This window comes from Mesorhizobium sp. M0626, from assembly GCF_040320665.1.
Taxonomy (GTDB): Bacteria; Pseudomonadota; Alphaproteobacteria; order Rhizobiales; family Rhizobiaceae; genus Mesorhizobium.
The window spans coordinates 142,262-166,691 of record NZ_JAMYQD010000001.1 but is presented as its reverse complement, the minus strand read 5'-3'; the positions used below and the strand labels follow the sequence as shown (position 1 = coordinate 166,691).

24 protein-coding genes, 1 tRNA gene and 1 pseudogene are annotated in these 24,430 nt (G+C 61.0%); 20 read left to right on the top strand and 6 right to left on the bottom strand.

Translation table 11 applies throughout. From position 1 onward, the window contains the following. Window positions 1-43: 43 nt before the first annotated feature. The 16 genes from NKI37_RS00885 (at window position 44) to NKI37_RS00810 (ending at window position 16,890) form a co-directional block, all read left to right on the top strand. Window positions 44-1,456 carry a circularly permuted type 2 ATP-grasp protein gene (locus NKI37_RS00885; RefSeq protein WP_023670964.1) on the top strand — a complete coding sequence of 471 codons (1,413 nt, stop codon included), beginning with the start codon at window positions 44-46 and terminating at the stop codon, window positions 1,454-1,456. A 116-nt stretch (window positions 1,457-1,572) separates the two neighbouring features. Next, window positions 1,573-2,514, top strand: coding sequence for an alpha-E domain-containing protein (locus tag NKI37_RS00880; RefSeq protein ID WP_023693403.1), 942 nt, complete (start codon window positions 1,573-1,575; stop codon window positions 2,512-2,514). Window positions 2,515-2,599: 85 nt separating this feature from the next. Next, window positions 2,600-3,394 (top strand): transglutaminase family protein, encoded by a 795-nt coding sequence (locus NKI37_RS00875; protein ID WP_023739978.1) that lies wholly within the window; start codon window positions 2,600-2,602, stop codon window positions 3,392-3,394. Window positions 3,395-3,426: 32 nt separating this feature from the next. Next, window positions 3,427-4,158 carry a proteasome-type protease gene (locus NKI37_RS00870; protein WP_352787718.1) on the top strand — a complete coding sequence of 244 codons (732 nt, stop codon included), beginning with the start codon at window positions 3,427-3,429 and terminating at the stop codon, window positions 4,156-4,158. Window positions 4,159-4,247: 89 nt separating this feature from the next. Further along, entirely contained in the window at window positions 4,248-5,663 is a 1,416-nt protein-coding gene (locus NKI37_RS00865) for a pyridoxal phosphate-dependent decarboxylase family protein (protein ID WP_023688617.1), read from the top strand. Window positions 5,664-5,677: 14 nt separating this feature from the next. Further along, complete coding sequence (locus NKI37_RS00860; RefSeq protein WP_155923318.1) at window positions 5,678-6,124, top strand: hypothetical protein; 447 nt, start codon at window positions 5,678-5,680, stop codon at window positions 6,122-6,124. A 115-nt stretch (window positions 6,125-6,239) separates the two neighbouring features. Beyond that, the gene (locus tag NKI37_RS00855) at window positions 6,240-7,007 is read left to right on the top strand and encodes a DeoR/GlpR family DNA-binding transcription regulator (protein ID WP_023734329.1); all 768 of its coding nucleotides are present in this window, start codon (window positions 6,240-6,242) and stop codon (window positions 7,005-7,007) included. A gap of 117 nt (window positions 7,008-7,124) precedes the next feature. After that, entirely contained in the window at window positions 7,125-8,645 is a 1,521-nt protein-coding gene (gene glpD / locus NKI37_RS00850) for a glycerol-3-phosphate dehydrogenase (RefSeq protein ID WP_023712375.1), read from the top strand. Window positions 8,646-8,683: 38 nt separating this feature from the next. Beyond that, a complete protein-coding gene (locus NKI37_RS00845) occupies window positions 8,684-9,763 on the top strand; it encodes an ABC transporter ATP-binding protein (RefSeq protein ID WP_023684650.1) in 1,080 nt (359 codons plus the stop codon). A gap of 10 nt (window positions 9,764-9,773) precedes the next feature. Further along, window positions 9,774-10,865, top strand: coding sequence for an ABC transporter ATP-binding protein (locus tag NKI37_RS00840; protein WP_352787723.1), 1,092 nt, complete (start codon window positions 9,774-9,776; stop codon window positions 10,863-10,865). Then, window positions 10,866-11,732, top strand: a complete 867-nt coding sequence (locus NKI37_RS00835) for a carbohydrate ABC transporter permease (protein WP_023712374.1) — start codon at window positions 10,866-10,868, stop codon at window positions 11,730-11,732. It abuts the gene before it with no gap. A 1-nt stretch (window position 11,733) separates the two neighbouring features. Next, window positions 11,734-12,648 carry a carbohydrate ABC transporter permease gene (locus tag NKI37_RS00830; RefSeq protein WP_023670976.1) on the top strand — a complete coding sequence of 305 codons (915 nt, stop codon included), beginning with the start codon at window positions 11,734-11,736 and terminating at the stop codon, window positions 12,646-12,648. 67 nt (window positions 12,649-12,715) lie between these two features. Continuing rightward, entirely contained in the window at window positions 12,716-13,003 is a 288-nt protein-coding gene (locus tag NKI37_RS00825) for a DUF2160 domain-containing protein (RefSeq protein WP_352787725.1), read from the top strand. 77 nt (window positions 13,004-13,080) lie between these two features. Next, a complete protein-coding gene (locus NKI37_RS00820) occupies window positions 13,081-14,808 on the top strand; it encodes an ABC transporter substrate-binding protein (RefSeq protein WP_023670978.1) in 1,728 nt (575 codons plus the stop codon). Window positions 14,809-14,897: 89 nt separating this feature from the next. Then, a complete protein-coding gene (glpK, locus tag NKI37_RS00815) occupies window positions 14,898-16,391 on the top strand; it encodes a glycerol kinase GlpK (RefSeq protein WP_352787726.1) in 1,494 nt (497 codons plus the stop codon). Between the two features lie 22 nt (window positions 16,392-16,413). Further along, complete coding sequence (locus NKI37_RS00810; protein WP_352787728.1) at window positions 16,414-16,890, top strand: DUF6882 domain-containing protein; 477 nt, start codon at window positions 16,414-16,416, stop codon at window positions 16,888-16,890. Between the two features lie 90 nt (window positions 16,891-16,980). On the opposite strand, the gene NKI37_RS00805 is transcribed toward NKI37_RS00810, so the two are convergent. Then, the gene (locus NKI37_RS00805; RefSeq protein WP_023693412.1) at window positions 16,981-17,472 is read right to left on the bottom strand and encodes a BA14K family protein; all 492 of its coding nucleotides are present in this window, start codon (window positions 17,470-17,472) and stop codon (window positions 16,981-16,983) included. 322 nt (window positions 17,473-17,794) lie between these two features. Here NKI37_RS00805 and NKI37_RS00800 point away from each other — a divergent pair. Both NKI37_RS00800 and NKI37_RS00795 read left to right on the top strand, forming a co-directional pair. Continuing rightward, a tRNA-Lys gene (locus tag NKI37_RS00800) sits at window positions 17,795-17,870 on the top strand. Between the two features lie 202 nt (window positions 17,871-18,072). After that, window positions 18,073-18,729, top strand: a complete 657-nt coding sequence (locus NKI37_RS00795) for an outer membrane protein (protein ID WP_352674459.1) — start codon at window positions 18,073-18,075, stop codon at window positions 18,727-18,729. A 190-nt stretch (window positions 18,730-18,919) separates the two neighbouring features. Here NKI37_RS00795 and NKI37_RS00790 read toward each other — a convergent pair whose 3' ends face one another. Together NKI37_RS00790 and NKI37_RS00785 are read right to left on the bottom strand one after the other, a co-directional pair. Then, window positions 18,920-19,309: a hypothetical protein gene (locus NKI37_RS00790; RefSeq protein ID WP_155929693.1), complete on the bottom strand. Its 390-nt coding sequence runs from the start codon at window positions 19,307-19,309 to the stop codon at window positions 18,920-18,922. Next, window positions 19,306-19,731 (bottom strand): hypothetical protein, encoded by a 426-nt coding sequence (locus NKI37_RS00785; protein WP_352787729.1) that lies wholly within the window; start codon window positions 19,729-19,731, stop codon window positions 19,306-19,308. Before NKI37_RS00785 ends, NKI37_RS00790 begins: the two co-directional genes overlap by 4 nt. Before the next feature lie 90 nt (window positions 19,732-19,821). Here NKI37_RS00785 and NKI37_RS00780 point away from each other — a divergent pair. Further along, a pseudogene (locus tag NKI37_RS00780) lies at window positions 19,822-20,049 on the top strand (helix-turn-helix domain-containing protein); the annotation flags it as partial. A gap of 75 nt (window positions 20,050-20,124) precedes the next feature. Then, entirely contained in the window at window positions 20,125-20,337 is a 213-nt protein-coding gene (locus NKI37_RS00775; protein ID WP_352787731.1) for a hypothetical protein, read from the top strand. Between the two features lie 227 nt (window positions 20,338-20,564). Here NKI37_RS00775 and NKI37_RS00770 read toward each other — a convergent pair whose 3' ends face one another. From NKI37_RS00770 to NKI37_RS00760, 3 genes are all read right to left on the bottom strand, one after another. Then, window positions 20,565-21,104, bottom strand: coding sequence for a hypothetical protein (locus NKI37_RS00770; RefSeq protein ID WP_352787734.1), 540 nt, complete (start codon window positions 21,102-21,104; stop codon window positions 20,565-20,567). Between the two features lie 107 nt (window positions 21,105-21,211). Continuing rightward, window positions 21,212-21,514, bottom strand: coding sequence for a hypothetical protein (locus NKI37_RS00765; RefSeq protein ID WP_352787736.1), 303 nt, complete (start codon window positions 21,512-21,514; stop codon window positions 21,212-21,214). Next, on the bottom strand, window positions 21,511-24,411 hold the full coding sequence (locus NKI37_RS00760) for a phage tail tape measure protein (RefSeq protein ID WP_352794338.1): 2,901 nt from the start codon (window positions 24,409-24,411) through the stop codon (window positions 21,511-21,513). Before NKI37_RS00760 ends, NKI37_RS00765 begins: the two co-directional genes overlap by 4 nt. Window positions 24,412-24,430 lie beyond the last annotated feature (19 nt).

Below are 24,430 nucleotides of genomic sequence, written 5' to 3'. Positions count from 1 at the left end.
CTCCCGCGACGCCAGTGAAATGGCGTCACAGGGGAGTATGCGATTGGCAGCGTTCGATGAAATGCTTCCGGAAGTTTCCGGGCTTAGACAACCGTATACGGCTTACGACCGCTGGCTGAAGGAGCAGGACCCGGCCAGGCTTACCGAAAAGATGCAGGACGCCGAGCGCGTCTTCCGCAAGACCGGCATTACCTTCGCCGTCTATGGCGAGCAGGAAGCCTCCGAGCGGCTGATCCCCTTCGACATCGTGCCGCGCATCATCTCCGGCAATGAATGGCGAAGGCTGACGCAAGGCATCGAGCAGCGCGTGCAGGCGCTGAACGCTTTCCTCGACGACATTTACCACCGCCAGGAAATCCTGCGCGCCGGCCGCGTGCCGAGGGAGCTGATCGCCAGGAACGAGGCGTTCCTGCCGGAAATGATCGGAGTGCGGCCACCGGCCGGCGTCTACACCCACATTATCGGCGTCGATATCGTCCGCATCTCGGAGAACGAGTTCTACGTGCTGGAGGACAATGCGCGCACGCCGTCGGGGGTCTCCTACATGCTGGAGAATCGCGAGACGATGATGCAGCTATTTCCCGAGCTGTTCCAGCAGATCAAGGTGCGGCCGGTGGAGAATTATCCGCAATTGCTGCGCCAGTCGCTGGCGGCAGTGCGGCCGCAAAGCACCAAGGGTGCACCGACCATTGCCGTGCTGACGCCGGGCAGCTTCAACTCCGCCTATTTCGAACATGCCTTCCTCGCTGACCAGATGGGCGTGCAGTTGGTCGAAGGCCAGGATCTGCGCGTTGTAGACGGCCACGTCGCCATGCGCACGACCGAAGGCTACAAGCAGATCGACGTGCTTTACCGGCGCGTCGACGATTCCTTCCTCGATCCGCTGACCTTCCGGCCGGACTCGGCCCTTGGCGTGCCCGGCATTATGGACGTCTACCGCGCCGGCAACATCACCATCGCCAACGCGCCGGGAACCGGCATCGCCGACGACAAGGCGATTTATTCCTACATGCCCGACATCGTCGAGTTCTACACCGGCCGCAAAGCCATCCTCGGCAACATCCCGACCTGGCGCTGCTCGGAGCCCGACAGCCTGAAATACGTGCTCGAACACATCCATGAGCTGGTCATCAAGGAAGTGCACGGCTCCGGCGGCTACGGCATGCTGGTGGGGCCGGCTGCGACCAAGAAGGAATGCCAGGATTTCGCCAAGAAGCTGCAGGCGAAGCCTTCCAACTACATCGCCCAGCCGACGCTGGCGCTGTCGACCTGCCCGATCCTGACAGAAAAAGGCCTGTCGCCGCGCCATGTCGACTTGCGACCCTATGTTCTGGTCTCCGACCGAATCCAGATCGTGCCCGGCGGCTTGACGCGGGTGGCGCTGAAGGAGGGGTCGTTGGTCGTGAATTCCTCGCAAGGCGGCGGGACGAAGGATACGTGGGTGTTGGACGATTAGGTAGGCAGTAGGCAGTAGGCAGTAGAGGGACAAGAAATGCCATATTCCACAGAGATTCAAATGCTTACTAATCCCTACTCACTATTCCCTACTCACTAGCCCGAAGGCCACTTCACATGCTTCTCGGCCGCACCGCCAACGGGCTCTACTGGATGAACCGCTATATCGAGCGGGCGGAAAACATGGCGCGTCTGGTCGATGCCGGCCTTCGCATGGCTCTGACCCGCACCCAGAGCGCGTCGGAAGAGTGGAATTCGGTGCTGCTCAGCGCCGGCTCCGACGTCACCTTCACGCAGAAATACAAGGACTATACCGCCGCCAACGTCGCCGACTTCCTGCTGCGCGACACCTCGAACCCGTCGAGCACGATGTCGGCGATCGAGACCGCTCGCAACAATGCCCGCATGGTGCGCACCGCGCTGACGCGCGAGACCTGGGAGAGCATCAACGAAGCCTGGATGGCCCTGAAGCGCATGCTGGCAAAGCCGATCGACGAGCGCGACCTGCCGAGTGTGCTCGACGCCATCAAACGCGAGACGGCGCTGATCCGCGGCTCGTTCTACGGCACGATGCTGCGCAACGAGATCTTCGACTTCTCGCAGCTCGGCACCTATGTCGAGCGGGCCGACAACACGGCACGCATCCTCGACGTGAAATATTACGTGCTGCTGCCGTCGATCTCCTGGGTCGGCTCGAGCCTCGACAACTACCAATGGGAATCGATCCTGCGCTCGGTGTCGGCGCACCGTTCCTATCGCTGGGTCTATGAGGCCGACTACAAACCGACCAATATTGCCGACTATCTGATCCTCAATGTGCGCATGCCGCGTTCGCTGACCTTCTGTTATCGTTTTCTCGCCGAGCATCTGAAGTTCCTGGGCGACGACTATGGCGACCGTCATGCCTGCCACGCCACCGTCGACAGGACACAGGCGATGCTGCAGGCAGGGTCGATCAAGGACATATTCGACGCCGGCCTGCACGAATTCCTGGCCAGGTTCATTCAAGACAACACCAAGCTTGGCGAAGAGATCGCACAAGATTACCGGTTCAATTGAGCATGATCGCGAACCGGAGGGCCGCGCTAGCGACAAGTGGGACCCGGTTTTCGGATAAGATCATGCTTACAAACGGAAAATAGGCATGCGGCTCAAGATCACCCACCGTACCGAATACCGCTACGACGCGCCGGTGCACTATCTGTTGCAGCGGCTGCGCCTGTTACCGGTCAGCGGACCGACGCAGACCGTCTTGTCCTGGGCGCTGAAGATCGAGGGCGCGCGCGAGGAAGTCCGCTTTAACGACCATTTCGGCAACGATAACAGGCTGTTGAGCGTCGATGGCGAGCGCGACTTCATCACCGTCGAGGCCTCCGGCGAGGTTGTCACGCGCGACACAGCAGGCGTCTCGGGTCCGCATCACGGCTTTGCGCCACTGTGGCTGTTCAGCCAGGAGACAGCTTTGACCATCCCCGGCGAGGGCATAAGCGAGCTTGCCGCGGCGGTCGGCAAAGGTACCGACATCGAAAGGCTGCATCGGCTGATGGCCCTGATCGTCGAGCGCGTCGCCTACACGCCGGGCACCACCAGCGTGACGACCCCGGCGGAAGAGGCATTGGCGCTGAAGACCGGCGTTTGCCAGGATCACAGCCACATCTTTGTCACCGCAGCCCGCGTCATGGGTTTTCCGGCCCGCTATGTCAGTGGCTATCTGATGATGGATGCGGCCATCGAGCAGGCGGCAAGCCATGCCTGGGCCGAAGCCCATGTTCAGGGTCTCGGCTGGGTCGCCTTCGACGCCGCCAACGGCATTTCCCCCGATGAACGCTATGTCAGGGTAGCCACCGGCCGTGATTATCGCGACGCCTCGCCGGTGTCGGGAATTCGACTGGGACAGGCGGAGGAACAGCTTGCAGTCACCGTCACGGTAGAGCAGTAGTCTCCGGCAAGATTGCTGCCTGAAGAGATTCCATGACTTATTGCGTCGGCCTCAAGATCGATCGTGGACTCGTGTTCATGTCGGACACGCGCACCAATGCAGGGATGGATTCGATCTCCACTTTCAAGAAGATGCATGTCTGGGAAGAGCCAGGCGAGCGCGTCATCGTACTGATGTCGGCCGGCAATCTGGCTACGACGCAGGCCGTGGTCAGCCTGCTCGACGAGCGCACCAAGGCGGTGGCGGAACGCCACGCGACGCTGCTCGAGACCCCATCCATGTACCAGACGGTTCGGCTGGTCGGCGACACCGTCAAGGAAGTCATCGCCAGCTCGTCGCCTGCCGGCGAAAAGGCGGATTCCTATTTCAACGCCTCCTTCATCCTCGGCGGCCAGATCAAGGGCAGCCCGCCACGGCTGTTCATGATCTATCCCGAGGGCAATTTCATCGAATCGACCGACGACACGCCGTTCTTCCAGATCGGCGAGACCAAATACGGCAAGCCGATCATCATCCGTGCCTATGAAAGGACGATGAGCCTGGCTGAAACGGTCAAGCTCTTGCTGGTGTCGTTCGATTCGACGCTGAAATCGAACCTGTCCGTCGGCCTGCCTCTCGACCTGCTGTTCCTGGAGGAGGACACGTTCACGGTGGGTTTGAAAAAGCGCATCGGCCATGACGATCGATATTATCGTGCTATTTCCGAAGGCTGGTCGAACGCGTTGAAGACGGCCTTTGCCAGCCTGCCGGATTTTCCGGGGTAGCGCGGGAACCTTCGTCGCGGTTGCCTGTCTCTATTTAACATGTTAATCAAAATTCAAACGGCTGGCTGATCGGCGCGTCGGGAGGATCCATGGACAACGAGCAATTCCGCGACTGGTCGAGGCGCGCCGCCGACTGGGGCGCTGATTACCGCGCCGGCCTTCGCGATCGGCCCGTGCGACCTGCCATAGCGCCGGGCGAGATCTTCAGGAGCATCGAAGCTTCTCCGCCGGAGGCCGCGGAATCGATGGAGACGATCTTCGCCGATTTCGAAGCCAAGATCGTGCCCGGCATGACGCATTGGCAGCATCCGCGTTTCTTTGCTTATTTCCCGGCCAATGCAGCACCCGTCTCGGTGGTGGCCGAATATCTGGTCTCTGCGATGGCCGCGCAGTGCATGCTGTGGCAGACCTCGCCGGCGGCGACAGAGCTTGAGACGCGCATCGTCGACTGGATGCGCCAGGCGCTCGGCCTGCCCGAAGGCTTTTCCGGCGTGATCCAGGACTCCGCATCATCGGCGACGCTGGCCGCCGTGTTGACCATGCGCGAGCGCACGCTCGACTGGCAGGGCAACAAGAAGGGTCTTTCCGGGCAGGGCAGGCTGCGCGTCTATTCCTCCGACCAGGTGCACACCTCGATCGACCGCGCCATCTGGGTCGCCGGCATTGGCGAGGAAAACCTCGTCCGCATTCCCGTCGCTGGCACCTACCGCGCCATGGATACCGCGGCTTTGGAAGCGGCGATTGTTGCCGACCGCGCCGCCGGCCTATTGCCGGCCGGCATCATCGCGTGCGTCGGCGGCACCAGCACCGGCGGCACCGACGACATCGCTGAAGTGGCCGCGGTGGCCAAACGCCAGGGGCTCTATCTGCATATCGACGCCGCCTGGGCCGGATCGGCGATGATCTGTCCGGAATACCGGCATTTCTGGACCGGTGTCGAGGGCGCGGACTCGATCGTCTTCAACCCGCACAAATGGCTGGGCGCGCAATTCGACTGCTCGATCCAGTTCGTCCGCCAGCCGGAGGATCTCGTGCGCACGCTGGCGATCAAGCCGGACTATCTGAAAACTCGCGGCCATGACGGCATCATCAACTACTCCGAATGGTCGGTGCCTCTCGGCCGTCGCTTCCGGGCGCTGAAGCTGTGGTTCCTGCTGCGCGCCCATGGCCTTGAGGCGCTGCGCACCATGATCCGCAATCACGTCGCCTGGAGCGAAGGCATAGCAGCGCGCCTGGCCGAGGAGGAGGATTTCGAGCTCGCCAGCCAGCCGATGCTGTCGCTGTTCTCGTTCCGGCATCGCGCCGCATCCGGCGCTGACTGCGACGAGCACAATCTGCGTCTGGTCGACGCCATCAACAATGACGGCCGTATCTACCTGACGCAGACGCGTGTCGATGGGCGGGTCGCCATCCGCTTCCAGGCAGGCCAGTTCGAGACAACCGCGGCCGATGTCGATACCGCCTTCACTGTCATCTGCGAGTGTGCAAGATCCCCGAAGGACTGACAGGGATTGCCCGGGTGGTTGCCGCCGCCGGGGCAAGCCAGCAAGGATTTGCGAGCAAGCATATGGCCGGAAGGGCTGAAGGGGTCAGCCAGAATCTGACGGGCGTCTGGAGCGGGCGCTATTTCTATCCGCGCGAACTGCCGCCGGTTTCCTTCGTTGCAACGCTGATCGAGACGGCAACCAGCTTGACGGGGATGACCCACGAACCGGCGGCGACCAGCACGGCAAGATACGCAAGCCTGCAGGGGCAGCGAGAGGGCAACGCCGTCTCCTTTACCAAGACATACGACAAGGCCCAATTGAAGGCGCACCCGATTCACTACAGCGGCATCATCAACGGTGATGCAACCGAGATCAAAGGCACTTGGCGAATCCCGGGATACTGGTCCGGCAATTTCCTGATGATCCGCTCGCCAGGTAAAGTCGCGGCTGTCACCCGCAAGGTGGCGGAGCGGGTCTGAGCCGTATCTGCCCGGTTCGCCTTTGCAATCATCGATATTTCATTAGCCGGCGTCTCCCTTTTCATTGCTTTCGTTTTCAGCTACAAACAAGAAAAACGAAAACGGGAGGTTCTCAGTGTATTTGTCGCCGCGCCATGCCGAAATCATCCAGATGGCGAAGGACCATGGCCGTGTGCTGGTCGATGGCCTCGCCACGCACTTCAACGTGACGCCGCAGACCATCCGCAAGGACCTCAACGATCTCTGCGATCAGCGGCTGCTGACGCGCATTCATGGCGGGGCCTTGTTCCCGTCCGGCATCGAGAACATGGAGTATGAGGCGCGCCGCAAGATTGCCGCCGACGAGAAGGAGGCGATCGGCCGCGCGGCGGCCAGGCTGATACCCGACAACGCATCTTTGTTCATCAATATCGGCACCACGACCGAGTCGGTCAGCAAGGCGCTGCTCGACCATACCGGGCTCATGGTCATCACCAATAATATCAATGTTGCCAACAGGATGCGCATCTATCCTTCGATCGAGGTGGTAATCGCCGGCGGCGTCGTGCGCGGCTCCGACGGCGGCGTTGTCGGCGAGGCCGCGGTCGATTTCATCAGGCAGTTCAAGGTCGACTATGCGGTGATCGGCGCCTCGGCCATCGACCATGACGGCGCGTTGCTCGATTTCGACTTTCGCGAAGTGAAAGTGGCGCAAGCCATCATCGCCAATGCCAGGCATGTCATCCTGGTGTCCGACCAGACCAAGTTCGAACGCACCGCGCCGGTTCGCATCGGCCATCTCTCGCAAGTCAACACCTTCATTACCGACCGTTGCGACATCCCGTCGGTGCGCAAGATCTGCGAGGAAGCGGAGGTTCAATTGATCGAAACGTCGCTCGGCTAAGCTATCGATCACGGTCCCGTTACATTTCGTTTGACATTCGTTCTTATTTCGAAATAATCCCGCTACGGTTTCGTAAAAACCTAAAAATGCTGCAATGCGAAATCGCGGGAGGGCTTTGTGGACGCAGTCCGTGACATCTTCGTCATCGGTGGCGGCATCAATGGCTGCGGCATCGCCCGCGACGCCGTTGGGCGGGGCTTTTCGGTATTTCTGGCCGAGATGAACGATCTTGCCAGCGGAACCTCCTCCGGCTCGACCAAGCTGATCCACGGCGGTCTGCGCTACCTCGAATTCTACGAGTTCCGGCTGGTGCGCGAGGCGCTGATGGAGCGCGAGGTTCTGTGGAAGAACGCGCCGCACATCATCTGGCCGATGCGCTTCGTGCTGCCCTACGCCAAGGGCCTGCGCCCGGCCTGGCTGATCCGGCTCGGCCTGTTCCTCTACGATCATATTGGTGGCCGCAAATTGCTGCCGGCGACCCGGACACTGGACATGTCCAAGGATCCGGCTGGCAAGCCGCTGAAGCCGCTGTTTCACAAGGCTTTCGAGTACTCGGACGGCTGGGTCAACGATGCCCGGCTGGTGGCATTGAACGCGCGTGACGCCGCCGACCGCGGCGCCACCATCCGCACCCGCACGAAAGTCGTCGGGGCGCGGCGCGAAGGCGATCTGTGGGCGATCCGCGTGGAAGACGTGCAGACGGGAGAGGCAGAGGAGGTCAAGGCCCGGCTGCTGGTCAATGCCGCCGGTCCGTGGGTCGACCACGTCCTGTCGACCACTGTGGGCCAGAACGACGTGCACAATGTGCGCCTGGTGCAGGGCAGTCATATCGTCATCAAAAAGAAGTTCGATGATCCGCGCGCCTACTTCTTCCAGAACAAGGACGGGCGCATCATCTTCGCCATCCCTTACGAGGAAGAATTTACGCTGATCGGCACCACCGATCGCGACTATCCCGGCGATCCGCATGACGTGAAGATCAGCGACACCGAGATCGACTATCTCTGCGCGGCGGCGAGCGAATATTTTGCTGAAGCCGTGACGCGTCCCGATATCGTCTGGACCTATTCTGCCGTGCGCCCGCTCTATGACGACGGCGCTTCGAAGGCGCAGGAAGCGACCCGCGACTATGTGCTGAAAGCCGATGGCGGCGGGGGCAAGGCGCCGATCGTCAACGCTTTCGGCGGCAAGATCACCACCTACCGCCGGTTGTCGGAATCGATGCTGGAAAAGGTCGAAGGTTTTCTCGGCAAGCGCGGCAAGCCGTGGACGGCGAACGCGCCCTTGCCGGGCGGCGATTTCCCGGCCACCGGTTTCGACGTCCAGGTGGCGAAGCTGAAGAGCGCCTATCCTTTCCTCGACCAGCGCCTGGCGCGTCGGTTGACCAGGCTTTACGGCACGCGCGCGCAAGTGCTGCTCGGCCTTGCCAAGTCGAACGCCGATCTCGGCCGCAATTTCGGCGCCGATCTCTATGAGGCCGAGGTACGCTACCTCAGCGAAAACGAATGGGCGCTGACCGCCGAAGATGTATTGTGGCGTCGCACCAAGCGGGGTCTGCATCTCAGCCGCGAACAGGCCTCGGCGCTTGACGAATTCATGCGCGGCATCAGCCGGCGCCATGTCGCGGCAGCGGAATAGGGAAGGCGATTGATGCACAAAGCCTGGGAGGAGGCATCATGCTGGAACTGAGAAACGTGACGAAGATGGTCGGCGCGGTGGAGCATATCCGCGACGTGTCGCTGACGCTTCAGCACGGCTCGCTCAACGTTTTGCTCGGGCCGACACTGTCGGGCAAGACCAGCCTGATGCGGCTGATGGCCGGACTCGACGTGCCGACCACCGGTTCAGTCTGGTTCGACGGCCAGAATGTCACCGGCATGCCGGTGCAGCAGCGCAAGATCGCCATGGTCTATCAGCAGTTCATCAACTACCCCGCGATGACCGTCTACGAGAACATCGCCTCGCCGTTGCGCGTCGCCGGCACCGACCAGGCCAAGATCGACAAGGAAGTCCGCAACGCGGCAGGGCTTTTGAAGCTCACACCCTATCTCGACCGCACGCCGCTCAGCCTGTCCGGCGGCCAGCAGCAGCGTACGGCGCTGGCCCGCGCCATCGTCAAGAATGCCAGTCTGGTGCTGCTCGACGAGCCGCTCGCCAATCTGGATTACAAGCTGCGCGAGGAGTTGCGCGCCGAGCTGCCCAAGATATTTGCCGCCGCCGGCACCATTTTCGTCTACGCCACGACCGAGCCGCATGAAGCCTTGCTGCTCGGCGGCAATACGGCGACGCTGTCCGAGGGGCGGATCACCCAATTCGGGCCGACCATCGACGTCTTCCGCAAGCCGATCGACCTGGTGACGGCGAAAACCTTTGCCGATCCGCCGCTCAACACCATCGTGCTGGCCAAGAAAGGTCCGGATTTCCTTCTCGAGGGCGGCGTCAAGCTGCCGGTACCTGCCGAACTCGCCGGCATTGCCGACGCCAACTACACGATCGGCTTCCAGCCGCATCATCTGTCGCTCGAGCGGCCCAACGCCGCCGCGGTGCCGGTGCGCGCCAAGGTGACGATCACCGAGATCACCGGCTCGGAAAGCTTCATCCATCTCGATTTTGCCGATGCGCGCTGGGTCATGCTGACCCACGGCATCCGCGATTTCGAGCCCGACGCCGAGATCGAGGTGTTTATCGATCCGCGCCACATCATGGTCTTCGACAGCAACGGCAGCGCCGTCGCCGCGCCGAAGCTTGCGGCCTGAGGGGGAAGAGATGGCGCGCATCGACGTCAACCATGTCAGGCACTCCTACCTGCCCAACCCGCAGAAGGATGCCGATTTTGCGCTGCGGGAAGTGCACCACACTTTCGAGGATGGCGGCGCCTATGCGCTGCTTGGGCCCTCGGGTTGCGGCAAGACCACGCTGCTCAACATCATTTCGGGACTTCTGCAACCCTCGCACGGTGAGTTGCTGTTCAACGGCAAGGACGTCACCAATCTGTCGACGCAGGAGCGCAATATTGCGCAGGTGTTCCAATTCCCGGTCATCTACGACACCATGACGGTGTACGACAATCTGGCCTTCCCGCTGCGCAACCGCGGCGTGCCGGAGGCCGATGTCGACCGCAAGGTGCGCGAGACGTTGGAGATGATCGACCTGGCGTCGTGGGCGAAGAAGAAGGCGAGGGGCCTGACCGCCGACCAGAAGCAGAAGATCTCGCTCGGCCGCGGCCTGGTGCGCTCGGATGTCAATGCCATCCTGTTCGACGAACCGCTGACGGTCATCGATCCGCATATGAAGTGGGTGCTGCGCTCGCAATTGAAGCAACTTCACCGCCGCTTCGGCTACACCATGGTCTATGTCACCCATGACCAGACTGAAGCGCTGACCTTCGCCGACCAGGTCGTCGTCATGTATGATGGCGGTATCGTCCAGATCGGCACGCCGGCCGAATTGTTCGAGCGCCCGCGCCACACTTTCGTCGGTTATTTCATCGGCTCGCCCGGGATGAACGTCATGCCGGTGGCGATCGACGGCAAGACCGCGACCATCGGCAGCCAGCGGATCGAGCTGCCCGGCGCGCCAAAGACCGCCGCTGGGAGCTCCGGCGCCATCGAACTCGGCATCCGCCCCGAATATGTCAGGCTCGGCCGTGACGGCATGGCGGTTAAAATCAGCAAGGTCGAGGATCTCGGCCGCCACAAGGTGGTGCGCGCCAGCCTCGAAGGCCGCGAGATCGCTGCCGTCATCGGCGAGGACGAGAGCGTGCCGGCCGACCCAAAGGTTCGCTTCGATCCGGCCGGCATCAACATCTATGCCGATTCCTGGCTGGTTGAGATGGGGCGTGTCGAGTTGGGGGCATAGATGGAAAAGACCTGGAACAACAAGGCCTGGTTCCTGGTGCTGCCGGTGCTGGTGCTGGTGGCGTTCTCGGCCGTCATTCCGCTGATGACGGTCGTCAACTATTCGGTGCAGGACACCTTCGGCAACAACGTCTTCTTCTGGGCAGGCACCCAGTGGTTCGAGGAACTGCTGTCGTCCAGCCGCTTCTGGGAAGCGATGGTGCGCAACCTGATCTTCTCCTTCATCATCCTGGCCATCGAAGTGCCGCTCGGCATATTCATCGCGCTCAACATGCCGAAGAAGGGGTGGGGCGTGCCGGTCTGCCTGGTGCTTATGTCGTTGCCGCTGCTCATTCCGTGGAACGTCGTCGGCACCATCTGGCAGGTCTTCGGCCGCAACGACATCGGCCTGCTCGGCTACTACGTCAACGCGCTCGGCATCGACTACAATTACGTGCAGGATTCGTTCGACGCCTGGGTCACCATCATCATCATGGACGTCTGGCACTGGACCAGCCTTGTCGTGCTGCTCTGCTATGCCGGCCTGGTTTCGATCCCGGATGCCTTCTACCAGGCGGCCAAGATCGACGGCGCCTCGCGCTGGGCGGTGTTCCGTTATATCCAGCTGCCGAAGATGCAGCGTGTGCTTTTGATCGCCGTGCTGTTGCGCTTCATGGATAGCTTCATGATCTACACCGAGCCCTTCGTCGTCACCGGCGGCGGCCCCGGCAACTCGACCACCTTCCTGTCGATCGACCTCGTCAAGACCGCGCTCGGCCAGTTCGACCTCGGTCCGGCGGCCGCCATGTCGCTGGTCTACTTCCTGATCATCCTGTTGTTGTCGTGGGTGTTCTACACCGTGATGACCAACTACGACGCGGAGCGCTGAGATGAGCGGCGCCAACGAAAGAGCCGACAGAGTGAGCGAAACCACCGCTTCGGGAAAATTGGCGAGCACGCTTTCGCAGGATCAGGTCGCCCGGCTGATGCGCAAGCGCGGCGAGGAATCGCGCTGGTGGTGGATCGTGCCGACGATCTACATCATCGTGCTTCTGCTGCCGATCTACTGGCTCATCAACATGAGCTTCAAGACCAATGCCGAGATCGTCTCCTCGCTGACGCTCTATCCGCATCAGCCTACGATCGCCAACTACGTCACTATCTTCACCGATGCGTCCTGGTATTCGGGCTACATCAACTCGATCACCTATGTTGTCATGAACATGGTGATTTCCGTGGCTGCGGCGCTGCCGGCGGCCTACGCCTTTTCGCGCTACCGCTTCCTCGGCGACAAGCATCTGTTCTTCTGGCTGCTGACCAACCGCATGGCGCCGCCGGCAGTGTTCGCGCTGCCGTTCTTCCAGCTCTATTCGGCTTTCGGCCTGATCGACACCCACATCGCTGTGGCGCTGGCGCACTGCCTGTTCAACGTGCCGCTGGCGGTGTGGATCCTCGAAGGCTTCATGTCGGGCGTGCCCAAAGAGATCGACGAAACAGCCTATATCGACGGCTACTCCTTCCCGCGCTTCTTCGTCAGGATATTCATGCCGCTGATCGCCAGTGGCATCGGTGTCGCCTGCTTCTTCTGCTTCATGTTCTCATGGGTCGAGCTTTTGATCGCTCGCACGCTGACGACCACCGATGCCAAGCCCATCGCCGCCACCATGACCCGCACCGTTTCGGCCGCCGGCATGGATTGGGGCCTGCTCGCTGCCGCCGGCGTGCTGACGCTGATCCCCGGCGCGCTCGTCATCTGGTTTGTCCGCAACTACATCGCCAAGGGCTTCGCCCTGGGGAGGGTGTGATGAAACAAAAGCACGGGTTCACCCTCACCACCACCGCCAAGGGCTTTGCCCTGGGGAGGGTGTCACCATGAATCTCGACCTCACCTGGATGGCGTGGACGTGGCCGACGGCGGCGTTCTTCGGCACCATTCTTCTACTGCTGTGCGGCATGGCGTTTTGGGAATTTGCCTCGCCGGGCGGCAATCCGCGCGTCGGCATCCTGCGCTTCGAGACGACGCGCGGCGACCGTCTTTTTCTGTCGCTGCTTGGCAGCGCCTTTATCCATCTCGCTTGGCTGGGTCTTGTCGGATTCAACCTGTGGTGGGCTCTCGCTCTCTCCGTGGTCTACGCCGTCGGCGTGTTCCGCTACGTATAGAGGGGGAAACTGTTGGATCGACCGCGTGCCGGCGGCCGTTCCAGATCGCACTTGAAACCTAAATGTGGAGGAAACCTATGCGACGGCAATTTTTAACATCAACAACTGCCCTTGTCCTGTTGCTCGGGGTAGGCAACGCCTACGCCGGAATGGATGAGGCCAAGGCGTTTCTGGACAAGGAAATCGGCCCTCTGTCGACGCTCGACCGCGCCGGCCAGGAAGCAGAAATGCAGTGGTTCATCGATGCCGCGAAGCCTTTCGCCGGCATGGACATCAAGGTCGTGTCCGAAACCATCGCCACCCACCAGTATGAATCGCAGGTGCTGGCGCCCGCCTTTACCGCCATCACCGGCATCAAGATCACGCATGACGTCATCCAGGAAGGCGACGTCGTCGAGAAGATCCAGACCCAGATGCAGACCGGCCAGAACCTCTATGACGGCTGGGTCAACGATTCCGACCTGATCGGCACCCACTGGCGCTACCAGCAGGTCCGCAACCTGACCGACTGGATGGCGGGCGAGGGCAAGGACGTTACCAATCCCAACCTCGACCTGAAGGATTTTATCGGCACCTCCTTCACCACCGCGCCGGACAAGAAGCTCTATCAACTGCCCGACCAGCAGTTCGCCAACCTCTACTGGTTCCGTTACGACTGGTTCAACGACGAGAAGAACAAGGCCGACTTCAAGGCGAAATACGGCTACGACCTCGGCGTTCCCGTCAACTGGTCGGCCTATGAGGATATCGCCGAGTTCTTCACCGGCCGCGAGATCGACGGCAAGAAGGTCTATGGCCACATGGACTACGGCAAGAAGGACCCGTCGCTCGGCTGGCGCTTCACCGACGCCTGGCTCTCGATGGCCGGCAACGGCGACAAGGGCCTGCCGAACGGCCTGCCGGTCGACGAATGGGGCATCAAGGTCAACGAGAAATCACAGCCGGTCGGCTCCTGCACGGCGCGCGGCGGCGACACCAACGGCCCGGCTGCCGTCTACTCGATCCAGAAATACCTCGACTGGCTGAAGGCCTACGCTCCGGCCGAAGCCCAGGGCATGACCTTCTCCGAATCCGGCCCGGTGCCGGCACAGGGTGCGGTCGCGCAGCAGATATTCTGGTACACCGCCTTCACCGCTTCGATGGTCGACGCCGGCGCCAAGGCGGTGCTGAACGACGACGGAACGCCGAAGTGGCGCATGGCCCCGTCGCCGCATGGCGTCTACTGGAAGGACGGCATGAAGCTCGGCTATCAGGACGTGGGTTCCTGGACGCTGATGAAGTCGACGCCGACCGACCGCGCCAAGGCCGCCTGGCTCTACGCGCAGTTCGTGACCTCGAAGACGGTCGACGTGAAGAAGAGCCATGTCGGCTTGACCTTCATCCGCGAAAGCACGATCCACGACAAGAGCTTCACCGAACGTGCGCCGAAGCTCGGTGGTCTGATCGAGTTCTACCGCTCGCCGGCCCGCGTTCAGTGGTCGCCGACCGGCACCAACGTGCCCGATTATCCGAAGCTGGCACAGCTCTGGTGGCAGGCGATCGGCGATGCCTCGTCCGGCGCCAAGACGGCGCAGGAAGCCATGGACTCGCTCTGCGCCGAGCAGGAAAAAGTCATGACCCGCATCGAGAAGTCGGGCGTCCAGGGCGATATCGGCCCGAAGATGGCCGAAGAGCATGACCTCGCCTACTGGAACGCCGACGCGGTCAAGAACGGCAATCTCGCGCCTCAGCTGAAGATCGAGAACGAGAAGGAAAAGCCGATCACCATCAACTACGACGAACTGGTGAAGAGCTGGCAGAAGTAATCTTGGCGTACGCGCCAGGATCATAGTGAACGGGGAGGCGGCATCTTGCCGTCTCCCCTGTTTGTATAGGCGAGCTACCGGGAGGACTAATGACCGGATACATCCTTGCAATCGACCAGGGTACGACATCGACCAGGGCGATCCTGTTCGACGGCGCGATGAAGGTCGCCGGCAGCAAGCAGCAGGAATTCACGCAGCATTATCCTGCCTCCGGCTGGGTGGAGCATGATCCGGAAGAGATCTGGGCAAGCGTCGTCGCGACGATCAAAGGCGCGCTGAAGGCCGCCGGCCGCGAGGCCTCGGATGTGGCGGCGATCGGCATCACCAACCAGCGCGAAACCGTCGTCATCTGGGACAAGGCGACCGGCAAGCCGATCCACAATGCCATCGTCTGGCAGGACCGCCGCACCGCGCCGCTCTGCCAGAAGCTGAAGAAACACGGCCTGGAGAAAAAGTTCACCAGAAAAACCGGCCTGCTGCTCGATCCCTATTTCTCCGGCACCAAGATCGCCTGGATGCTGGACAAGGTGAACGGTGCGAGAAAGCGCGCCGAAAAGGGCGAACTGCTCGCCGGCACCATCGACAGTTTTTTGATCTGGCGGCTGACCGGCGGCAAGGTGCATGCGACGGATGCCACCAACGCCTCGCGCACGCTGGTCTACAACATCGAGAAAAATGTCTGGGACGACGAGCTGCTCTCCATCCTGCGCATCCCGGTGGCGATGCTGCCTGAGGTCAAGGATTGCGCCGACGACTACGGCGTGACGGAAAAAAGCCTGTTTGGCGCCGAAATCAAAATCCTTGGCGTGGCCGGCGATCAGCACGCAGCGACCATCGGCCATGCCTGTTTCGAGCCAGGCATGATGAAATCGACCTATGGCACCGGCTGCTTTGCGCTGCTCAACACCGGCGCCGATCTGGTGCGCTCGAAGAACCGGCTGTTGACCACCATCGCCTATCGGCTGAACGGCAAGACTACCTATGCCTTGGAAGGCTCGATCTTCATCGCGGGTGCCGCCGTGCAATGGCTGCGCGACGGCATCAAGGTGATCGGCAAGGCCGAGCATAGCGGCGTTTTGGCGGCAACCGCCGACCCCACGCAGAACGTCTATCTGGTGCCGGCTTTCGTCGGTCTCGGCGCGCCGCATTGGGACGCCGAGGCGCGTGGCGCGATCTTCGGGCTGACCCGCAACTCTGGCCCGGCGGAGTTCGCCCGCGCGGCGCTGGAATCCGTCGCCTACCAGACGGGCGATCTCCTCGACGCCATGCGCAAGGACTGGAAGGGGGCATCGGCCAAAACCGTGCTTCGCGTCGACGGCGGCATGGTGGCCTCCGACTGGACCATGCAGCGGCTGGCCGATATCCTCGATGCGCCGGTCGATCGCCCGACCATTCTGGAGACGACGGCGCTGGGTGCGGCGTGGCTTGCCGGCTCGAAGGCGGGCGTGTGGCCGAAGGCGAAGGATTTTGCCAGGAGCTGGGCGCTCGAGCGCCGCTTCAAGCCGGACATGGATGCCGACATGCGTTCGGCAAAACTGGCCGGCTGGCGCGATGCGGTGCGCCGGACGCTGAGCGTACGGTAGTAAATCGTGGCGGGGGAAGGGGATGAATCCACACTGGTATGTCGCCTGGCGCGACGAGGCTGTCGAACAATTGGATGCAAAGAATGCACGCTTGCAGCAGAAATTCCGACTCGGCAGTTGGCCTCGCTATGACTATGATCTGACAGAAGGAAAGCTTCTGTTCTCGGACAACGGCATCACCAAGGTCGTCGCCGAAATCCAAATCGCCGGATCGACGAGTGCCAAGGCCAGCAACTGGCTCTGGGCTTGGGCAAATTCAAACCTGCCTGGCGAACTGCTTGCCGACGCAAAGCTGGTTCGGTCATTCGGACAGGAGCATTCCATTGATGGGCTGGCTCAATCCTATGCGATAGCTTTGAACAACGACCTGGAAGTGCTCGGCTGGAAGATGACCGCAGTTGCGGTTCGAATCTGCAACGGCCTCGGTGCATACCGTTCTCCGCGTGGTGAAGGCGGAGCCCTGTATCTGATCTTCAAGAGCGTCAATTGGGCCAGCTAATCCGCCGCGCCCGTACCCAAGCAACCTACGGAAAGGCCCGCGCCGTTGCCGGCGCGGGCTTTTCTACACAACACTTGGTACCAACTCAGCTCAATAGGGCGAATTGCACTGCCGACGCGGGCCGTAATTGGGCTGGAATGTGTTGTCCGAAGCGCGGTACGACCGATAGTGGTCGTAGCACCACTGCACATGCGCATCGCCGCGGTTGTTCTCGCTGTTGACGATCGCGCCGGTGATCAAGGCGCCGGTGGCGAAGGCAGCCAGCGGGAACCAGTAGTCGCCGTGACGGCGATAGCCGCGGTGATATTCGCGATAGCCGCGATGGCCATTCCAATAGCTGCCGCCATCATTGTTGCGCGAGAATTGGCGGCCTACGCGGAAATCGCGATTGCCGGAATTGCGGTTGCCATGGCGCATCCACCGCCAGTTGTCATGACGAGAATCGCCCACATTCACGATGTCGGACGAAGTTGCTGATGACTGGGGCACGAACATCTGGGCGGCATTGGCCGGCATAGCGGCGGCCGCGGCAAACGAAATTGACAGGGTGGTCGCCAGTAGACCCGTTGCGATCTTGTTCATGATCTTCTCCTTGAAGGGTGGTTGACGTCCCTTGTGAGACGAAAACGGCCCGCTCGTGCGATGGTTCCCACCAAAACAGTAAGTTGCTGATTTGTAATGTTTCTCGAATTTGGCGCGTGAGAAAAGGCGCGTTTCGCGCGCCAACAGATCGAAGCGGCGACCACGTTGCGGGAGCGGCTCACCGGGCTGGTGACGACGCAATTTGCGGCGCGTCGGGCGATGGCCGAAACCCCGGTGGAACGGCCATCTTTTTCCGGTTGACCGGTCGCGGCACTCTCCCTATGTTCCGCGCAATTTCGAGGGCGGCCTTTAGAGCCCGCGGGAGCGCGTAGCTCAGCCGGTAGAGCAACTGACTTTTAATCAGTAGGTCTCGGGTTCGAACCCCGACGCGCTCACCAAAAACTCAAGAAAACCAAGGCATCACGAGGGGCGATCATGGGTGTGATTGAGGACGTTCGAATAGTCGACTGGCCGGCGATCCCCTCAATTCACGTCGACGGACTCAACGGCGGCAACTTAGCCGACAGGTGTGGCTTACTAGCTACATACAAGGTTGCAGGTTTATGGCACTAAGTTCCTGACATTGTGCTGGGGATTCCGATGAAAGCCTTTCTTTTCGCTTCACTTATCGCGCTTTCGGTGACCGCGCCGGCGATCGCCGCCGACACCATTACTGCTCCTGTGGACACCCCTGAATGGACCTGGCAAGGACCTTACGCTGGTATCTTCGGCGCGGGGACGCTGGAACACTACAAGATACATGAGCCGAACATTGGTGCCGGTGCTACCCACAGCCCAGGCTCGGCAACAATCGGCGGCTTTGCGGGCTATAACTTCCAGTCCGGCACGATTGTCTACGGCCTCGAAGGCGAGCTTGGGTATCGCTTCAAAAAGAACACCTTCAACGACATTCCAGGACCAGGCGTCCTCGACGCATCCACCGGGTTGTTCGGCTCTGTAAAGGGTCGAGTCGGCATGGACATGGGCGCGTACATGCCGTTCGTCACTGCGGGTGTAACCGCGGCGAAGTTGAAGACGTTCTATCCAGGTGGCGACGCGGAGCGCGATGCCACCTTGGTAGGCGGCATCGTTGGAGCAGGTTTAGACGTCGCACTCACCCACAACGTGTTTTTGCGCGGAGAGTATGATTTCTCCTTCTTTGGCAAGAAATCGCTAGAATATTGCGGTGGCGGGTGCACACTCGAACACACGCTTCAGACGCACGACTTCCGCGTCGGCGTCGCGATGAAATTCTAGCAGTAGAGAGATCGCCCGCCAGCGTGAGCCGGCGGGCTTTTCGGGAGGCACTCTCTGGCCACAAGAAAAACCCGCCGCTGTGAGGGGGGCCCAGGGCGGCGGGTTCTGCACCTTGAATAGAGCGGCCATATTCCTGAGAAAGCCGCTGCACGACATAAACCCGCAGAGGCGGCTTTTGTTCCGGACAATTTTAAGAACCGGCCAGCACTTCCTGCGATTTCAGATCATCGCCCCACATCACCGTTTCGCCGTAGGTGTCTGGACAAGGCTCGGCGTCCGCGCCTTCCTCGTCGTCGGCGTTGTCTAGCTCCAGATCGCATGTGTCGCCGGCCGGCAGGTTGGGAGCGGTGCCGGACAGGAATGACTGTCCGCCATTATGCGCCCAGCCAAGCGACGGCTCCTCGTCGCCGGTTTCCTCATCGTCGCAAAAGTCGGCTTCCATCAGATCCAATGCCGTCACCAGCGACATCGCCCGGTCTAGAAGGTCGTTGAGGCGTTTCTCGACTGACTGCCTCCAAACACGCGGGTTCGTCCCCTTGGGCATGCCGTAGGGGCGTAGCGTCCTAACCAGGGCGGTCATGACACGCGCTCCTGATCGAGGAACGCCAGCGCCGATATCAGGATGGCTTCTGCCACCCGATCGATCAGCGAATGCTCTTTCAGGGCATATCGGATCGCTTCTGCAACACCCCGATTGCTCGTTGCCGGCGGTGTTGCGTGCCACAGCTTGTCATCCAGCGGCCCATAGGTTGCCGCAACGAGAGCATCCTCGTTTTCGCTCGTGATCTCGCCGTTCGGAATTGCCATGAACTCTGCCATCTTAGCATAATATTCGGCGATGGTGTCGGCGAGCGGGTCAGGAGCCCGCGCTGGCGGCGCCAGCGCTACAGCGCCTCCTATGAGTGGAAGCGAGGCAAAGGTGCCAAGCATGGCACGGCGGGAAAATCTCCCGATGACTGCGGGCATAGCTTCGCCGGCAGCCGGAACATGGGTGTTCGGCATTGATGTTCTCCAATTGCGATAATGTTGCACCAATGGTATAAGGCTGCACATATCGTGTAGTCAACATTTTTAATGTAAGGTTTAATCAAAATGACAATTTCGCCAGCACAATGCCGAGCGGCGCGCGCCCTTGTCGGATGGTCTCAGGATCAATTGGCGACAGCCTCGAAAGTGGCAAAGGCGACCATTGCGAATTTTGAAGCCGGAAAGCGGACGCCATACGACCGCACGTTGCTCGACCTCCAAACCGCTCTGGAGGCGGCCGGGGTCGAACTTATTCCCCGGAATGGCGGCGGCGCCGGGGTCAGGCTCGCAAAGCCGTAGCCACGCCATCGCTTGCGTTTGCACAGGATCGGCGCAATGCTGTTCTTAGGGGAACGGAGGGCAATCCAAATGAAAGAGACTGACAAGCTTGCGCTGGAAGCGTTTATCGCGGCCGGCATCGTAACCGGCGGCCTATGGTATTTCATCCCAGGCCTGCCCTGGTGGGCCTATGCGATCGTGCTAGTCATGGTTGGTGGCGGCGTCTACCAGGAGCGCATCAAGACGGTGTCGCGGGAGAAGATCATCGATCGCGGCGACTGGCCGAACAAAGGCGACAGATGAAGCAGGAAGTTGGACGCTATTCGTGCCGTGGCACGGGCGGGAGGGAATACATTGTCGTTGAATACCAGAACATGGTCGCATTCCACGGAATGAGCGGTCGACAGTACAGGCCTGGGACGAAAGAGCTTCGCTTAGCGAATGGCGGCGCTGTTAACTTCATCGACGAAAATACGTTTCAGATACTCAGCACTGACGAGATCATCCAGAAGGTTTAGCCGGGTAATTCCCTATTTCGAATTACGAAGGAGGAAGTCTGTTCCGGTGTTACCGGGAGGCGTTGCCATCTGATAAGTGACGCCAGCATCCCTTAGCGCCTTCTCGACTGACGTGGCTGCCTTCGGATCAGTAGTGCGCAGGACCAGGTCCGCCGCATCCGTCACATTCTTTGCTACCATCATCACGTCCCAGCCGCTGTCCCTGAACGCGGTCTTAAGCTGATCAGCGCGGGGGTCTGGTTTATCTGGATTGCTATCCAGAATATCGACGGAACCATGTCCATCCTTGAGGCTCGATTTGATGCTTGAAAGCTGCTGGTCCGAGAGCGCTTTTTCGACTTTGTCGAGACGGTCGCTCAAGGTCTTCTGGTAGCCTTCAATCTCTCCATCTCTCTCGTGGACCATGGTTTCAAGAGTGGCGATCCTCTCGGCTGTTAGTACAGAGGCGAATTGGTATCCGCCCCAAAGGCCGGCCGCCACCAGAAGGCAAACGCTAAAAGGAGCGCCCTTCAATACTTGCAACTCTGATTTGATAGTGTCCAAACCCCACATGCCCGACTCATATCAGTCCACTCCTGCTTCGTCACGGTTTCAAAATGGCCACCAAGCCAGCATCAAAATGATTGTGCTTGCCGCGGTAAAGGCGAGGTGATCAGCGCTCATGCGTTGCGGTCCAGTTCCTTGGCTGCAAGCTGGCGCTGTCCCATCTCCTCGATGCAGCCGGCAAGCTCGGCAAAGAACTGCTCCACCATCTGATCGGACAGCGCGAACTTGTGCGTTGAGCCGTCCGGCCGGTGAAACTGGAAGGCCAGGTGCTTCCCGTCCATGGAGGTGCCGAGCCAGTAGGAATCGAATTCGACCGCTTCGAAGCTGCCGAACTGCGCCTTGAATTTGAGCCGGTTCTGTTCGGCCCGGCCTTCGTGTTCCGGCGGCGGCCGCCACCATGCGAGCTTGTCGGTCATTTGCCACGCCCCGGCTTTCGTCCTGTGCTCAGCAATCCGCTTCTGACGGCTTCTTTTTGCAGGCGACGCATCGAAACATCTCCGATGGTCATGTCATCGATTTCCGCGCCGTTCGGCAGTTGCAGCACGAATGGCGTGCGGCCGGCGGTGGTCGACGGAGATGAAGCCGGTACGTTCGCGAAGCCGCCGCCGGCAAAGCGCGGGATCGTCAGTTGCGACATTGAGCCGTTGAAGCTGTCGGCGAAGCCGCCCATGGAGAAGCCGCGCAAGCCCTTCAACGGAGGCAGAAACCCGTTGTTCAGGGCATGGAAGAAATCCACGCCAAGCCGTTTCACGATCGCCGCCTGGACGACAAATTCACCATCGCTTAGGCGTGCCAGGATGCTGTCTGTCCGTGGCCCACCCGGGCCGCGAACTGAGCCGCCTCCAGCGAAGCCGCCATGAGAGCCGCCGCTATCGGAAGATGAACTGGAGCCGGCAGCCCCGCGGAGAGACTGTGCGGCAGCCGCCGCCGCCCTGAGCGAGGCCAGGATGCGGGCGATCGCCGCCTCGACCTGTGCCGCCAGGGTGTTGACGATGCCGGCGAGACCGGAGAACCCGGTTTGCAGCAAGGCGCGCATCCCGGACAGGATGGCCGAGAGCTTGGCCGTTAATGTCTCAAACGGCGCGACGAGGGCCTCTGCGGCAGCCTGGGCTGCACCAGAGTCGAGATTGCCCAGCGAACTGTTGAAGCCGCTGGCGGCCTCCTGTGCGGCCGGCGCGATCTGGGAGATGCTGTGGGTGATTTCGGTACTAACGCCATCCACGGCGCCGCTGGTGCCGTCAACGCTGCTCTTCAAGCCGTCGAGAGCCTGCTTGCCATCATCGGCCGCGCGGGCCACACCGTCGACGACATTGAAAACTTGCTTCGTCAGTTCTCCACCACCGCCGCGAATAACCGTGATCTGGTGGCCGAGGTTTTCCACCTGGCCGGCGGTCGTAGCGGAAGCAGCACCGACAGCAGCAACACCTTTTGCTGCGCCGTCAGCGTTCTCACGAAGATCGATGATGTTGCCGACGACCTTGCCGGCAATCGTGTTCTGGATGTCTTCGAGTTGGCGCTCAGTCTGCGCAAGTCGGATATTCGCCCTGACAAGCGCGTCCATCGCCGGATCTATGTCGACGCCTAGGCGCTTTTCCATGGGGCCAAGCGCGCTCTGATCAGCAGAGAGCTTGGTCGCATCGAACACCGCCTGCTGATGCGCGAGCTGCGCCTTGGCGTCCGCAATTGCCGCCTTGGCGGCGTCGATATGAGCTTGGCCGAGACGCTTCAGCGCGCCCTCCGCACCCGGAACGCCGTTCTTGACCGCGGCAACTGCGGCATTCAGGTCGGCCAGGGCTTTCTGGTGGACTGCCGTTGCCGTTGCAGCGTCGAACTGCTTGTTGCGCACCAGACCGAGTGCCAGGCGCAGCCCCTCGAATGCCGCGGCAACTATGACGATAGCGCGGCCCCATGGCGTCAAGAACAGGAAAGCATTTTTCAGTGCGAGGGCAATCCTGATCAGGTTGGCCACGCCGCCGAACACAAACCCTAAGCCCCGCCCGAGCAAGCCAAGTGCAATCAGCGCCGGGCCAATAGCCGCCGCCACCGCGCCGATCTCCGTGCCGAGCTTCAGCGTCTCCGGATTGAGCTTCGAAAGCGACGTGGTGAAGTCGGTAAGTTTGACGACCATCTTGGTGACGGATTCGAGCAATCCGGAATCGCCTATGGCAATCGACAGGGTTTCCACCGCGCTGTTGAACTTGTTCACTTCGCCGGTGAGACCCTGCACCCGGACTTCGGCGAGCTTGTTGGCTCCGACACCCTTGATGCTTAAGGAAAGCTCGTTGAAGCCCTTGGCGCCGAGCTTCATCAGGCCGATCGCGGTGCGCAATGCATCCGTGCCGAAGATGGTCGAGCCCTTGTCGTTGAGGTCTTCCTGACTGAGCTTGCCGAGCTTTGTCTGAAGCTCCTGGGCGATCTCGGCCATCGATTTCATCTTCCCCGCAGAGTCGAAGAACCGCAAATTCAATTCCTTAAAGACGCCGGCTGCTTCCTTGGATTGCGGCACCAGCCGTTGCAGGAAGGTCTTGAACGATGTGCCGGCATCCGAGCCGCCGGAGAACAAGGCGGCCGTTCCGGCAAGCGCGACGTTCATATCTTCCAGCGAAACACCCAGAGATGAAGCCACACCGCCGGTCTGGCCGATCGCAAGGCGGTAATCATCGAAGCCGAGCTTCGACTTTATCAACGTGCCGGTGATACCGTCGACGACACCGGGCAGTTGCTTGGCCTTGAGATTGAACTGCTGGATCAGGTCGCCAGCGATGCCAGCGGCAGCGACCAATTGCCCGCCATTGGCGGCAGCCAGGTCGAGTGTGGCTTGCGCCGCCCCGTCCATGATCTGGCTATATTCAAGGCCGACCTTCGCCAGCTCGGTCATCGCGTTGGCGGAATCGGTCGCTGAGAACACAGAGGCATTGCCGAGTTCGATCGCCTTGGCCTTGGCCTCGTCGAATGCCGTTCCGGCGGCTCCGGTGTTGGCAACGAAGCTGTTCATCGCCGTCTGGAAATCGGCGGCCTGTTTCAGGATGCCGACACCAGCGCCGACGATCGGCAGCGTCAATGCGGTCGAAAACCCCCGGCCAACGCTCTGGATTTGTTTGCCAGCGTCCTGAAAGGATTTGGCCAGCGATTTAATCTGGACTTCGGCCTGCTTCAGGGAGCTGAAGAAACCGGGACTGAGCCCCTTGGCTTGCGCGGCGGCAGCCTGCAAGTCCTTGAACGCCTTGCGGCCAGCGGCGCCGAACTCTTCAAGCTCGCGCTTGAGTTCCTTGCCGCCGTCGAGGGCGATGCGCTGTTTGATTGTTGAGGCCATGATGGCTTCCTTCTAGGGA